General features: G+C 65.1%; 12 protein-coding genes. 1 reads left to right on the forward strand and 11 read right to left on the reverse strand.

All coding sequences use genetic code 11. The features are described from left to right. Positions 1-3 precede the first annotated feature (3 nt). The 10 genes from AC3FKG_RS10780 to AC3FKG_RS10825 form a co-directional block, all read right to left on the reverse strand. On the reverse strand, positions 4-1,056 hold the full coding sequence (locus tag AC3FKG_RS10780; protein WP_488743041.1) for a branched-chain amino acid ABC transporter permease: 1,053 nt from the start codon (positions 1,054-1,056) through the stop codon (positions 4-6). A gap of 223 nt (positions 1,057-1,279) precedes the next feature. Further along, positions 1,280-2,431 carry an ABC transporter substrate-binding protein gene (locus tag AC3FKG_RS10785; RefSeq protein WP_488743042.1) on the reverse strand — a complete coding sequence of 384 codons (1,152 nt, stop codon included), beginning with the start codon at positions 2,429-2,431 and terminating at the stop codon, positions 1,280-1,282. A 301-nt stretch (positions 2,432-2,732) separates the two neighbouring features. Beyond that, positions 2,733-3,491 carry a sulfite exporter TauE/SafE family protein gene (locus AC3FKG_RS10790; RefSeq protein WP_483709858.1) on the reverse strand — a complete coding sequence of 253 codons (759 nt, stop codon included), beginning with the start codon at positions 3,489-3,491 and terminating at the stop codon, positions 2,733-2,735. A gap of 65 nt (positions 3,492-3,556) precedes the next feature. After that, positions 3,557-4,048, reverse strand: coding sequence for a hypothetical protein (locus AC3FKG_RS10795; protein ID WP_483709859.1), 492 nt, complete (start codon positions 4,046-4,048; stop codon positions 3,557-3,559). 308 nt (positions 4,049-4,356) lie between these two features. Then, on the reverse strand, positions 4,357-5,385 hold the full coding sequence (locus tag AC3FKG_RS10800; RefSeq protein ID WP_483709860.1) for a branched-chain amino acid ABC transporter permease: 1,029 nt from the start codon (positions 5,383-5,385) through the stop codon (positions 4,357-4,359). Beyond that, a complete protein-coding gene (locus AC3FKG_RS10805) occupies positions 5,385-6,269 on the reverse strand; it encodes a branched-chain amino acid ABC transporter permease (protein WP_483709862.1) in 885 nt (294 codons plus the stop codon). The genes AC3FKG_RS10800 and AC3FKG_RS10805 overlap by 1 nt, the downstream gene beginning before the upstream one ends. A 96-nt stretch (positions 6,270-6,365) precedes the next feature. Then, complete coding sequence (locus AC3FKG_RS10810) at positions 6,366-7,577, reverse strand: ABC transporter substrate-binding protein (RefSeq protein WP_483709863.1); 1,212 nt, start codon at positions 7,575-7,577, stop codon at positions 6,366-6,368. Between the two features lie 86 nt (positions 7,578-7,663). Continuing rightward, positions 7,664-8,395, reverse strand: a complete 732-nt coding sequence (locus AC3FKG_RS10815) for an ABC transporter ATP-binding protein (RefSeq protein ID WP_488743043.1) — start codon at positions 8,393-8,395, stop codon at positions 7,664-7,666. Positions 8,396-8,408: 13 nt separating this feature from the next. Further along, on the reverse strand, positions 8,409-9,185 hold the full coding sequence (locus AC3FKG_RS10820) for an ABC transporter ATP-binding protein (protein WP_488743044.1): 777 nt from the start codon (positions 9,183-9,185) through the stop codon (positions 8,409-8,411). A 331-nt stretch (positions 9,186-9,516) separates the two neighbouring features. Further along, entirely contained in the window at positions 9,517-11,136 is a 1,620-nt protein-coding gene (locus AC3FKG_RS10825) for a GMC family oxidoreductase (RefSeq protein WP_483709866.1), read from the reverse strand. Between the two features lie 249 nt (positions 11,137-11,385). Between AC3FKG_RS10825 and AC3FKG_RS10830 the strand changes: the two genes are divergently transcribed. Next, a complete protein-coding gene (locus AC3FKG_RS10830) occupies positions 11,386-12,273 on the forward strand; it encodes a LysR family transcriptional regulator (RefSeq protein WP_488743045.1) in 888 nt (295 codons plus the stop codon). Here AC3FKG_RS10830 and AC3FKG_RS10835 read toward each other — a convergent pair. Beyond that, positions 12,270-13,214, reverse strand: a complete 945-nt coding sequence (locus AC3FKG_RS10835) for an alpha/beta hydrolase (protein ID WP_488743046.1) — start codon at positions 13,212-13,214, stop codon at positions 12,270-12,272. The genes AC3FKG_RS10830 and AC3FKG_RS10835 overlap by 4 nt on opposite strands. Positions 13,215-13,230: the final 16 nt, after the last annotated feature.

The raw sequence follows: 13,230 nt of genomic DNA on the forward strand, positions 1-13,230 counted from the left end.
GGCTTACTCCTCTTCTTCGACGTGCTTGCTCGTCAGCGAGCGCCACAGCAACACCGGAATGATCAGCGTAAAGACAATGACCTCCTTGAACGCGCTGGCCCAGAAGGACGAATACGATTCCAGCAGCCCGACCAGCAGCGCACCCAGTGCTGCGATCGGGTAGCTCACCAGGCCGCCGACGATCGCGCCGACAAAGCCCTTCAGGCCCACCAGGAAGCCCGACTCGTAGTACACGGTGGTCAGGGGCGCGATCAGGATGCCGCACAGCGCGCCCATGGCCGCGGCCAGTGTGAACGACAGCCGCCCCGCCTGCGTCGTGCCGATGCCGACCAGCCGCGCGCCGAGCCGGTTCACCGCCGTCGCGCGCAGCGCCTTGCCTTGCAACGTGCGCTCGAAATAGAAATACAGCGCGCCGATCAGCAGCGCCGACATGCCCACGACCCACAAGCTTTGCCCCGAGACCGTGAGGCTGCCCACCTCGAAGCGCGCATCGGAGAAGGCCTCGGTGCGCGAACCCTCGGCACCGAACATCACCAGCCCAAGGCCCACCAGCGCAAAATGCACGCCGACCGAGACGATCAGCAGCACCAGCGTGCTGGCCTCGGCCAGCGGCTGGTAGGCCAGGCGATACAGCATCGGCCCCATCGGAATGATCACCAGCAGCGTCAGCGCAATCTGCGCCAGCATCGGCAACGGCTGCGCACCGTATTGCTGCACCAGCAGGTGCACGGCCAAAGGAAACACAAGATACTTTCCGGCCAGCACGCCGAGCCTGCGCCCAAACGTGCGACGCAGTTCCGCGCTGCGCAGCACGGTCACGGTTTCATACACGAAGGTCAGCACGCCCATGGCCAGCAGCAGCCAGCTCGTCTGCGGCGCGTGCCCGCCCTGCATGGCCGCCAGCGTCAGCGCGCCATAGGCCACGAATTCCCCTTGCGGGATAAAGATGACGCGGGTCACCGAAAACACCAGCACCAGTGCCAGCGCCAGCAGCGCGTAGATCGCGCCTGAGGTGATGCCGTCCTGCGCCAGGATGGCGGCAATCGAAAGGTCCATTGTCTCCCCGTGTTGTGAAATGACCTGCCTGCAAGCCAAGGGGCGGACAGGGCGCGAACAGTCGCTGGATTGCACTGTGTGCGCTGGGATTACGGAATAGTAAACGGGTTGCTTATTGCGGAAATACAGGGCAACCCTAAGACGATGGCGAGCACGAAAAAAGAAAGCGCATGGGGGTCACCATGCGCCTTCCGGTTCTACGCGTCCAGCCACTGCCAGCGGCTTACTTCGTCAGCAGCTTCCACTTGCCGTCGACGATCTGCACCATCACGCGCGAGCGCTGGTCGAAGCCGAGGTGGTCGGTCGGGGTCATGTTCATGATGCCGTGCGATACCGGCAGGTTCCTGGTCTGCTCCATGGCATCGCGCAGCGCCTTGCGGAATTCCTTCGTGCCCGGCTGGCCCTTCTTCAGCGCCTCGGGAATCGCATGCTGCAGGATCAGGCCCGCATCCCACGCATGGCCGCCGAAGGTCGACACCTGGCCGCCAAAGGCCTTTTCGTAGGCGGTCTTGTAGGTCATGGCCGGCTTCTTGACGGGGTTGCTGTCAGGCAGCTGGTCGGCCACCAGCAGCGGGCCCGCGGGCAGGAAGGTGCCTTCGCAGTCCTTGCCGCATACGCGCAGGAAGTCGGGGTTGGCCACGCCGTGGGTCTGGTAGATCTTGCCCTTGTAGCCGCGCTCCTTGAGCGCCTTTTGCGGCAACGCCGCGGGCGTACCCGAACCAGCGATCAGCACGGCATCGGGATTGCTGCCCAGCATCTTGAGGACCTGGCCGGTCACCGAGGTATCGGTGCGCGCGAAGCGCTCGTTGGCGACCACCTTGAGCTTGCGCATGTCGGCCACCTTGGCGAACTCCTGCGCCCAGCTGTCCCCATAGGCATCCGCGAAGCCGATGAAAGCCACCGTCTTCACGTTGTTGTTGGTCATGTGCTCGGCAATGGCCGTGGCCATGTGCGAGTCATTCTGCGGCGTCTTGAAGACCCAGGCGCGCTTGGCATCCATGGGTTCGATGATGCGGGCCGAGGCAGCCATGGTGATCATCGGCGTCTCGTTCTCGGCCACGATGTCAACCATCGCCAGCGAGTTCGGCGTGACGGTGGAACCCACCACCACGTCGACCTTGTCCTCGCTGATCAGCTTGCGCGTGTTCTTGACGGCCGTGGTGGTGTCGGAGGCGTCGTCCAGGACGATGTATTCGATCTTCTTGCCCGCGATTTCCTTGGGCATCAGCGTGAAGGTGTTCTTTTCCGGGATGCCCAGCGACGCCGCCGGACCCGTCGCCGACACCGTGACCCCGACCTTGACCTGTGCGCTGGCCGTGCCGGCAACCAGGGCCGCGGCAGCGATGGCCAGCAGGCTGGCGCGCTTGAAGTTCATCTTGTCTCCTTCGGTTCCTGAAAACGGAAAGGCATCCGAACGGCTCCCGGCCGCCGGATGCCTCCAGTTCTTTTTCGACCGCTCGGGTCGCCACAGGCACATCGCTGGCACCTGCGTACTGCCAGGAAGGAGATGACTCCTTCCGTTCTTTCCCGTCCGCACCACTTCCCCGGAAATGCCACGGCCATTTCGCAACCATTCCGCAACCATTCCCCGACCGTGCGGTCGGGAATGCGTATCGAGTCTAACACAGCGATTTTTCGCGGCCAGCCGGATTAACCCGCATCACATGAAGGCGGCGTCAGCGGAAAAACGCGTCCCAGGCCGTCTTCAGGATCAGCGCGCTGACCACCACGATGAACACCTTGCGCACGAAGCCGCTGCCGTGGCGCAGCGCCAGCCGGCTGCCCACCTGACTGCCGGCGACATTCGCAACGGCCATGACCAGGCCGAGCTGCCACCAGATATGGCCCTTGCTGGCCAGCAGCAGCAGCGCCGCCAGGTTGGTGGCCATGTTCACGACCTTGGTCGACGCCGAGGCGTGCAGGAAGTCGTAGCCGAACACGCGCACGAACACGATCATCAGGAAGCTGCCCGTGCCCGGCCCGAACACGCCGTCATAGAAGCCAATCACCGCACCCGCCAGCAGCGCCGCCACGCGTTCGCGCGTGCCGCTGAGCGAAGGCGCGTGCTCGGTGCCCAGATCCTTCTTCGCTACGGTATAGACGAGCAGCGACACCAGCACGAACGGCAGCGCCTTGCGCAACGGCTCGGCGGGAATCATGGTCAGCGCCCAGGCGCCGGCCATCGAGAACAGGAATGCCGCCACCACGGCCGGCGCCGTTGCGGCCCAGTAGATGCGCACGCTGCGCCCGTAGCGGATCGCCGCATTGGCCGTGCCGGCGACCGAAGCCACCTTGTTGGTGCCCAGCAGCGTGGCCGGCGCCATCCCGGGAAAGGCCGAAAACAGCGCCGGAATCTGGACCAGGCCACCGCCACCGGCCACCGCGTCGATCAGGCCGGCGAGAAAGGCGGCAAGCGCCAGTAATGCGAACTCCATGATTGCAGGAAAAAGGGAACAAGAAAGAAGAGAGGATTTGAGAAGGCGAGCAGCGCGCCCGGCGCTCAGCCGAGCGTCTTGGGCGCCGGCACTACCATGCGGTGCCAGAGCCCGCTGTGGTGCCGCGCGAATCCCGTTGGCACATCTGCGGCCAGACCGGGAGCCAGCAGGAGATGCCGGATGCCATGAGCGCGGCACCAGTCGGCCAGCGTGGCCAGACAGGCCGCGAGGCAGCCAGAACCGGATGACGCCGCCTCCGATGGCCACCACTCCGTCGCGCACGCCACCAGGCCGCCGAACTCGAGGCTGGGAATCAGCGCTACGGGCAGACAGGCAGCGATGTCGTATTCATGCATTGCCAGCAGGCATGCACCCTGCCCGGACTGTGCGAGCAGCCCTTCCAGCGCCAGCCGCCGCGCGCGGGCGGCCGGCACCGGCAACGGCAAGGCGGCCTGCAGCCAGGCGTCGAGCGCCGGCGCGTCGGCACTGACGCCAAGGCGTACCTGGTGCTGCGGGGAAGATTCGGTACTGGGAAGATGGACGGGCTGGGACGGCATGGCGGCTCTGAAGCAAGCCCGCATTGTCGCATGTGACCGGAGCGCAGTTATGCCAAGGCGGCATCAATGCCCGGAAACGGTGCAGGAGAAGCGAAAGTCACCCTGGAATGAAAAAAGCGTTGCCGAGGATCACCCGGCAACGCCCTTTATTTATAACGCTGCTACCCGACACCGGGTGCGCGCCTGTCGTCTCCTCGCTTCCGCCTCCATCTAACCTGCGAAAACCGTGTGTGAAATGTAACGAAGCGGTGCAGATGGAACAAGCTAGAACAAACCCTAGCCCCAATTCCGGGCATGTCGACCGTTCATCACTCGTGCTTGCGGCTGAACAGCGCGTTGAGCTCGCCCATGATGCCGCGGCGGAAGGTCAGGACGCAGATGACGAAGATCGCGCCGATCACCATGGTCACCGACTCGCCCAGCGAGTTGAACCAGTCAATGCCCGTGACCGAGGCCAGGAAGGCGCCGATGTCGCCGAGCTTGTTCTCCAGCGCCACCACCACGAAGGCGCCGACAATGGGGCCCGACAAGGTGCCCAGGCCGCCAACCAGCGTCATCAGGATCACCGAACCCGACATCGACCAGTGCACGTCGGTCAGAGTCTCGAAGCCGAGCACCAGCGCCTTGATCGAACCGGCCAGTCCGGACAGTGCCGCCGACAGCACAAAGGCCGTCAGCTTGAAGCGGTCGACGTCATAGCCAAGCGAGATCGCGCGCGGCTCGTTCTCCTTGATCGCCTTCAGGATCTGTCCGAACGGCGAGTGCACGGTACGCACGATCAGCGCAAAGGCCGCAACGATGATCACCAGCGCCACGTAGTACAACGTCAGGTCGTCCGCCAGCGACAACACGCCGAACAGCTTGCCGCGCGGGATGCCCTGCAGGCCGTCCTCGCCGCCCGTGAACGGCGCCTGCAGGCAGATAAAGAACAGCATCTGCGCGAGCGCCAGCGTGATCATCGAGAAGTAGATGCCCTGGCGGCGGATGGCCAGCGAACCGACCACGTAGCCGATCAGTGCGCCGCCGGCGGTGCCCAGGATCAGTCCGATCTCGGGCGTCACGCCCCACAGCTTCATGGCCTCGCCCGAGATATAGCCGGCGCCGCCGAAGAACGCTGCATGGCCGAACGACAGCAGCCCGGTATAGCCGATCAGCAGGTTGAACGCGCACGCGAACAGGGCAAAGCACAGCACCTTAAGCACGAACACCGGATAGGCGCCGGCCATCGGCGCCGCCACCAGCGCCAACAGCAGCAATCCATACAGCACTTTCTTCTGCACGCCCAGGCCCTCTCTGGCCTGTCCGGCCTTGATCGTCACGCTCGATTCTGCACGCATCACTTCTCCCTCCCGAACAGTCCGGCCGGACGCAGCAGCAGCACGATCACCATGATGAAGAACACCACGGTCGACGATGCTTCAGGATAGAACACCTTGGTCAGCCCTTCGATCACGCCCAGCCCCAGGCCGGTCAGGATCGAACCCATGATCGAACCCATGCCGCCGATCACCACCACGGCGAACACGATGATGATCAGGTTCTGCCCCATCAGCGGCGAGATCTGGATCACCGGCGCCGCCAGCACGCCCGCAAACGCGGCCAGCGCCACGCCGAAGCCGTAGGTCAGCGTCACCATCAGCGGCACGTTGACGCCGAAGGCCTCCACCATCTTGGGGTTTTCGGTGCCGGCGCGCAGGTAGGCGCCAAGCTTGGTCTTCTCGATCACGTACCAGGTGACGAAGCACACCGTCAGCGAAGCCAGCACCACCCAGGCCCGGTAATTGGGCAGGATCATGAAGCCGAGGTCCGTGGCACCCTGCAGGGCGTCGGGCGTCTGGTAAGGCAGGCCCGACACGCCGTAGATCGAGCGGAAGATGCCCTCGATCACCAGCGTGATGCCCAGTGTCAGCAGCAGGCCGTAGATATGGTCCAGCTTGTAGATCCAGCGCAGCATGGTCTTTTCGATGACCACGCCCAGCACCGCGACCACCAGCGGGGACAGGACCAGCATGACCCAGTAGTTGAGCCCGGCATACTCCATGCCCATCCAGGCCAGCACCGCGCCGAGCATGAACAGCGCGCCGTGCGCGAAGTTGATGACGTTGAGCAGGCCGAAAATCACCGCCAGGCCAAGGCTCAGCATCGCATAGAAGGCGCCATTGACCAGGCCCAGCAGGAGCTGGGACAGCATGGCGGGAAGGGGAATTCCGAAGATGTCCATAGGCATCCGTTGCTGGCTGTATCTCCCCTTCCGCCGCGTGCGACGGAGAGGAGCAAACCGGCGGGCTCTCGCTGGCTGCGGAGCCCGCCAACCTTCTTACTTCTTAAGCAGCGGGCACTTCGACTCGGCCACCGTCGTGAAGGCCTGATCGCCCGGGATGGTCGTCACGACCTTCATGTAGTCCCACGGCTTCTTCGATTCCGCCGGCGTCTTCACCTGCATCAGGTACATGTCGTGGATATTGCGGCCATCGGCGCGGATGTAGCTGCTCTTGGTGTAGAAGTCGCTGATCTTCATCTTCTTCAGCTCGGCCATGACCTTTTCCGGATCGTCGGTCTTGGCGGCTTCCACGGCCTTCAGGTACGTGCTGATCGCGGAGTAGTCGGCGGCCTGCAGGCTGCTCGGCATCTTCTTCATCTTGCCGAAGAAGCGGTTCGCGAACTTGCGCGTATCGTCGTTCATGTCCCAGTACCAGCTGTCGGTCATCAGCAGGCCCTCGGTGTTCTTCAGGCCCAGCGAATGGACGTCATTGATGAACATCAGCAGGCCGGCGATCTTCATGGTCTTGGTGATGCCGAATTCCTTGGCCGCCTTGATCGCGTTGATGGTGTCGCCACCCGCATTGGCCAGGCCGAGGATGTCGGCCTTCGAGGCCTGCGCCTGCAGCAGGAACGACGAGAAGTCCGACGCCGACAGCGGATGGCGCACCGAACCCACCACCGTGCCGCCGTTGGCCTTCACCACCGCAGCGGTATCGTTCTCGAGCGAGTGGCCGAAGGCATAGTCGGCAGTCAGGAAGAACCACTTCTTGCCGCCCTGCTTGACCACCGCGCTGCCGGTTCCCTTGGCCAGCGCCACCGTGTCATAGGCGTAGTGCACCGTGTACGGCGTGCATTCCTCGTTGGTCAGGCGGGCCGTGCCCGCGCCCACGTTGAAATACACGCGCTTCTTTTCCTGCGCCACCTTGTTCATGGCCAGGCCGGTCGCGGAGTTGGTGCCGCCGAGCAGCATGTCCAGCCCTTGCTGGTCCATCCATTCACGCGCCTTCGACGCCGCGATGTCGGCCTTGTTCTGGTGATCGGCCGAGACCAGTTCGATCGGCTTCCCGAGCACCTTGCCACCATGGTCCTCGATGGCCATCTTGACCGCTTCGAGGCCGCCGGGGCCGTCGATGTCGGCATACAGGCCGGACATGTCGGTGATGTAGCCGATCTTGACGGTGTCGCCCGATACCTGCGCGGCGGCGTTGAACGAAACAGCACCCATGACGATTGCCGCCATCGCGGCAGCGAGCCGAGTCTTCCTCATTGCGTTGTCTCCTGTGTTTTGGCGCGGCGCGCGCCACCCGTTCCCGCAAACAGCCGATCCGGCGATCCGTGCAACGGACGCGCCGATCAGACCCCAAGCAATTCGTTCAGCACCGGCATCTTTGCCTGCAGCTCGCCGGCCGCGAAGCGCTCGACGATGCTGCCGTGCTCCATCACATAGAAGCGGTCGGCCAGCGGCGCGGCGAAGCGGAAGTTCTGTTCCACCATCACCACCGTGTAGCCCTTCTTCTTGAGCATCAGGATCATGCGCGCGAGCGCCTGCACGATCACCGGCGCCAGGCCCTCCGAGATCTCGTCGAGCAGCAGCAGGTTCGCGCCGGTACGCAGGATGCGCCCGACCGCGAGCATCTGCTGCTCGCCCCCCGACAGGCGCGTGCCCTGGCTCTGGCGGCGCTCCTTCAGGTTGGGGAACATCTCGTAGATCTCGGCCTCGCTCATGCCCGCGCTTCCGCCATTCGCTTGCCCCTTCAATTGCGGGGGCAGCAGCAAGTTCTCTTCGCACGACAAGCTGGAGAAAATCGCCCGCTCCTCGGGGCAGTAGCCAATGCCGTAGTGCGCGATCTTGTGCGTCGGCAGGCCGATGGTTTCATGGCCATTGACCTTGATCGAGCCCTTGCGCGTGCCCGTCAGGCCCATGATCGCGCGCAGCGTCGTGGTGCGGCCCGCGCCGTTGCGGCCCAGCAGCGTTACCACTTCGCCGCGATTCACGGTCAGATCCACGCCATGCAGGATGTGCGATTCGCCGTACCAGGCGTGCAGGTCCTTGATCTCGAGCGCGGCTACGTTGGATGTCGTCATGTCGATGGCCTCCTCAGTGCGCGCCTTGCAGTTCGGCGTCGGCCGTGCCCATATAGGCTTCCATCACGCGCGGGTCATTCGAGACTTCCGCATACGGACCTTCGGCCAGGATGGCACCGCGCTGCAGCACGGTGATCTTGTCGGCGATCGACGACACCACGTTCATGTTGTGCTCGACCATCAGGATGGTGCGTCCTTCCGAGACCTTCTTGATCAGCTGCGTGACGCGGTCCACGTCTTCGTGGCCCATGCCTTGCGTGGGCTCGTCGAGCAGCATCAGCTCGGGTTCCATCGCCAGCGTGGTGGCGATCTCCAGCGCGCGCTTGCGCCCGTACGGCAGGTTCACCGTGACGGTCTGCGCGACCTCGGTCAGCCCGACCTGTTCGAGCAGTTCCATGGCGCAGCCATTGAGCACGTCGAGCGAACGCTCGCTGCGCCAGAACTGGAACGCGGTGCCAAGCTGGCGCTGCAGGCCGATGCGCACGTTCTCCATCACCGTCAGGTGCGGGAACACGGCCGAGATCTGGAACGAGCGGATCACGCCGCGGCGCGCGATCTGCGCGGGTTTCTCGCGCGTGATATCGATGCCGTTGAAAAGGATGGTGCCTTTGGTCGGCTCCAGGAATTTGGTGAGCAGGTTGAAGCAGGTGGTCTTGCCGGCGCCGTTGGGCCCGATCAGCGCATGGATCGAGCCGCGGCGCACGCGCAGGTTGACGTCGCTCACCGCCGTGAAACCCTTGAACTCCTTCGTGAGGTTTCGCGTTTCCAGGATGGTTTCCTGTGAATTCATAGTCTCCTGCCCGCCCTGTTGCTGAACTGCCGGCTTGTGCCCGGCACCACTGACAATCGGTTCGAACCCGGCGTTTCGCCGTTGGGTCGCATTAGTGATTTTTATATACGGTGCGACTACCGCTGTTGCCGGGGGTGCCCATCGCCATGTGCTGGGTGGTGCACCAACCGCTTTATTCTATTGTGTGCGCCTGTTGCATCGCAAAACATCGGGGTTTGCACTATAAGACATGAACCATGTGTCAGGTCTTTGACGCGCTGCGACAAGGGGTTGCGGGCGATCCGGCGCTCGAGCCCCTGCTCTGCACCTCTTGTCGCAACGCGCGACGCGCTCAGGCCGCAAGCTGCCGCCGGCGGTCCTCGCGCAGCATGTCGCTGGCCCGCTCCGCGATCATGATGGTCGGCGAATTCGTATTGCCCGACGTGATCAACGGCATCACCGACGCATCCACGACCCGCAGCCCGTCGATGCCAAGCACGCGCAGACGCTGGTCCACGACGGCAAGCGGATCGTCCGCGCGGCCCATGCGGCACGTGCCGACCGGATGGAAGATGGTGGTGCCGATGTTGCCGGCCGCCTCCGCCAGCGCTTCGTCGGTCTCGAAGCCCGGCCCTGGCAGCCACTCTTCCGGCCGGTAGGGCGCCAGCGCCGGCGACGCCACGATGCGCCGCGTCAGCCGCAGCGAATCGGCGGCCACGCGCCGGTCTTCCTCCGTGGAAAGGTAGTTGGGGGCGATCACCGGAGCCTGCCGGAAATCGGCACTGTCGATATGTACGCTGCCGCGTGAAGTCGGCCGCAGGTTGCAGACGCTGGCCGTGAATGCGTTGAACGCGTGCAGCGGTTCGCCGAACTTGTCGAGCGACAGCGGCTGCACGTGATACTCCAGGTTCGGCCGTGCCTGCGACGCATCGGACCGCGCGAACGCGCCGAGCTGCGACGGCGCCATGCTCATCGGCCCGCTCTGGTTGAAGGCGTACTGCAGCCCGATGCCCAGCTTGCCCCACCAGCTCGCCGCGCGCGTGTTCAGCGTGCGCACGCCGTTCACCTTGACCACGCTGCGCAGCTGCAAATGGTCCTGCAGGTTCTCGCCCACGCCCGGCAAGGCATGCCGGACTTCGATGCCCAGCGCCTGCAGCCGCTCGCCCTGGCCGATGCCCGACAGTTCCAGCAGCTGCGGCGTATTGACCGCGCCCGCGGCCAGGATGACTTCGTGCCGCGCCCCCGCGCTGTGCGGCTGGCCGCCGCCGACATAGTTCACGCCGGTACAGCGTCGCCCCTCGAAGGTCAGCGCACTGACCTGCGCGCCGGTGACGATGGTCAGGTTCGGACGATCCGCCGCGCGCCGCAGGAAGGCCTTCGCCGTGTTCCAGCGGATGCCGCGCCGCTGGTTGACTTCGAAGTAGCCGACGCCGAAGTTGTCGCCGCGGTTGAAGTCATCGGTGCGCGGAATGCCGGCCTGTTCCGCCGCCTCGATAAACCGCTCCAGGATGTCCCAATGCAGGCGTTGCCCTTCCACGCGCCATTCGCCGCCGGCGCCATGGAATTCGGTCGGGCCGCGGTGGTGGTCTTCGCTGCGCTTGAACAGCGGCAGCACGTTGTCCCAGCGCCAGCCGTCGTCGCCGGTCAGGCGCGCCCAGTCGTCGTAGTCCTCGCGCTGGCCGCGCATGTAGATCATGCCGTTGATCGAAGACGAACCGCCCAGCACGCGCCCGCGCGGATAGCCGAGCGAACGTCCGTTGAGGCCCTTCTCCGCGACCGTGCGATACAGCCAGTCCGTGCGCGGGTTGCCGATGCAATAGAGATAGCCGACCGGGATGTGGATCCAGTGGTAATCGTCCTTGCCGCCCGCTTCCAGCAGCAGCACGTTCACCTCCGGGTCCTGCGTCAGGCGGTTGGCCAGCACGCAGCCGGCCGAGCCGGCGCCCACGATGATGTAGTCGAAGGTCTCCATACGAGTCGTCTTGTCTCCGCTTGTGTTCTGGTGTTCCGGTGTTCAGTGACGGCCTGCCACCGGCATCGCTCCATCTTTGCGTGGGGTGAAGATGGCCGGAGCGTTTGCGCCCCGTGACCAGGCTATGGGCTCCAGTGGCCACAAGGTTGGCGCAGTTGCGCGGGCCCGTCCAATGATTTATCGTCAATCGCAATATAAGCCGCTGTAAATATTGCACCGCACACTCGCTCGCCCCCTTTGCGCTCCAACGTGGACCTCCATCACCTGCGCGCCTTCGTTGCCGTCGCCCGCGAAGGCAACCTCACCCGCGCCGCCCTGCGGCTTCACCTGACGCAACCCGCCGTAAGCCTGCAGCTGAAGGCACTGCAGTCGGCGTGGCGCATCCGTGTGTTCGAACGCACCGCAGGCGGGCTCACGCTGACCGCGGACGGTGCGGCGCTGCTGCCGCTGGCCGAGCGCATCCTCGACAGCGTCGGCGACCTGCATCACACGGTCGACGCGATGCACCACACCGTGCGCGGCAAGCTCGCCATCGGCACTATCCTCGATCCCGAGTTCACGCGGCTTGGCGTCATGCTGCGCACGCTGGTCGAACGCCATCCGCAGATCGGCACGGAGTTGCGCCACGGCATGTCGGGCTGGGTGCTACAGCAGGTACGCAGCGGCGCGCTCGATGCCGGCTTCTATCTCGGGCAGCCGCCCGATGCCGGCTTCCATGTGCTGGCGCTAACGCCGTTCTCGTACTACGTGGTTGCGCCCAAGGGCTGGAAGGAACGGACGGCGCTGCGCTCGTGGGCACAGTTGGCGACACTGCCATGGATCTGGACGCCGCCCGAGTCCGCGCACCACAGGTTGCTTTCGGCACGCTTTGCCGAGGCTGGCGTGGACGCCGCCGGCGTGCACAAGGTCGCGCACGTTGACCAGGAGGCGTCGATGCTCGATCTCGTGCGCTCCGGCGTGGGCCTGTCGCTCGTGCGCGATTCCATTGCGCTGCGCGAATCGCATGCGCACGGTCTCGTGGTTGTGGAAGGCATGTCGGTGCAGACCGAACTGTCGCTGGTCGCGCTGGCGAGCCGCCGCGACGATCCTGTCGTAAGCGCCGTATTCGGCGTAGCCGAGTCGGTCTTCCGCGCCTAGTCCTGCGTCGCCAACAGACGCCGCCGCAGCCAGTCCATCAGCACCGCGAACACTTCCCCGCGCAAAGGCTCGGCTTCATTGAAGATCTCGTGGTAGCCGTGGTCGAACCACACTTCATCGCGCAGGTCGGCCGGCGCGTGGTCGAAGAAGATACGGCTGCCTGCCGGATCGACAATGCGGTCCGCACCGCCCACCAGCATCAGCATGGGCGCTTCAAGCCGCGCGGCGTCGGCTTGCGCCTGCGCCATGCCGCGGATAAAGCTCTCCAGCACGCCCGCCGTGATCGTGGTCTGCACGAGCGGATCGGCACGGTAGCGCGCCACCACTTGCGGGTCGTGCGACAGCATGCGCGCATCGATCGGGTTCGGCACGCGCAGCCGGGGCGCCAGTGTCAGCAGCACGCGGTGCAGAGTCAGCATGGCCGGCGACAGCCGCAATGCCAGGGCCGGCGACGAAAGCACCAGCGCCCGCACCGGTCGTACCCGGGCGGTCGCGAAGCGCGCCGCCACCAGGCCGCCCATGCTGTGGCCGAGCAGGATCGGCAGTTCGTTCCACGCGCGCATGGCTGCATCGTGGATTTCCGCGAGGTCATCGAGATAAACGTCCGGATGCTCGGCCACCATGCGCGCACCACCGCTGGCGCCGTGGCCGCGCTGGTCATAGGCGCGCACACGCAGGCCCAGCCCGCAAAGTACCTCGGCAACGTGCTGGTAGCGGCCGCTGTGTTCAGCCAGGCCGTGCACGAGCAGCACGCAGCCGAGTGGTGCCGCGTTGCTGCGTGGGTCCGGCTCCCAGGTGCGCAGCAGCAGTTCGGTGCCATCGCGCATGCGTTGCCGGCTTTCCACGCAGCGCAGGTCCGGGGCGGCATCCGGCGCCTGGGCGCGCGCAGACTGCCCGTCCTTCACAGGAGGAACGGCGTCTTCCGTCATGGGCTTGTCCATCCGCGGCTCTCCTTCG

Source organism: Cupriavidus sp. 22TCCZM04-2, from assembly GCF_057798895.1.

Bases quoted from the DNA above. Each gene is read 5' to 3' on its own strand.
- AC3FKG_RS10780 (WP_488743041.1), bottom strand. From the start codon at position 1,056: ATGGACCTTTCGATTGCCGCCATCCTGGCGCAGGACGGCATCACCTCA.
- AC3FKG_RS10785 (WP_488743042.1), bottom strand. From the start codon at position 2,431: ATGAACTTCAAGCGCGCCAGCCTGCTGGCCATCGCTGCCGCGGCCCTG.
- AC3FKG_RS10790 (WP_483709858.1), bottom strand. From the start codon at position 3,491: ATGGAGTTCGCATTACTGGCGCTTGCCGCCTTTCTCGCCGGCCTGATC.
- AC3FKG_RS10795 (WP_483709859.1), bottom strand. From the start codon at position 4,048: ATGCCGTCCCAGCCCGTCCATCTTCCCAGTACCGAATCTTCCCCGCAG.
- AC3FKG_RS10800 (WP_483709860.1), bottom strand. From the start codon at position 5,385: ATGCGTGCAGAATCGAGCGTGACGATCAAGGCCGGACAGGCCAGAGAG.
- AC3FKG_RS10805 (WP_483709862.1), bottom strand. From the start codon at position 6,269: ATGGACATCTTCGGAATTCCCCTTCCCGCCATGCTGTCCCAGCTCCTG.
- AC3FKG_RS10810 (WP_483709863.1), bottom strand. From the start codon at position 7,577: ATGAGGAAGACTCGGCTCGCTGCCGCGATGGCGGCAATCGTCATGGGT.
- AC3FKG_RS10815 (WP_488743043.1), bottom strand. From the start codon at position 8,395: ATGACGACATCCAACGTAGCCGCGCTCGAGATCAAGGACCTGCACGCC.
- AC3FKG_RS10820 (WP_488743044.1), bottom strand. From the start codon at position 9,185: ATGAATTCACAGGAAACCATCCTGGAAACGCGAAACCTCACGAAGGAG.
- AC3FKG_RS10825 (WP_483709866.1), bottom strand. From the start codon at position 11,136: ATGGAGACCTTCGACTACATCATCGTGGGCGCCGGCTCGGCCGGCTGC.
- AC3FKG_RS10835 (WP_488743046.1), bottom strand. From the start codon at position 13,214: ATGGACAAGCCCATGACGGAAGACGCCGTTCCTCCTGTGAAGGACGGG.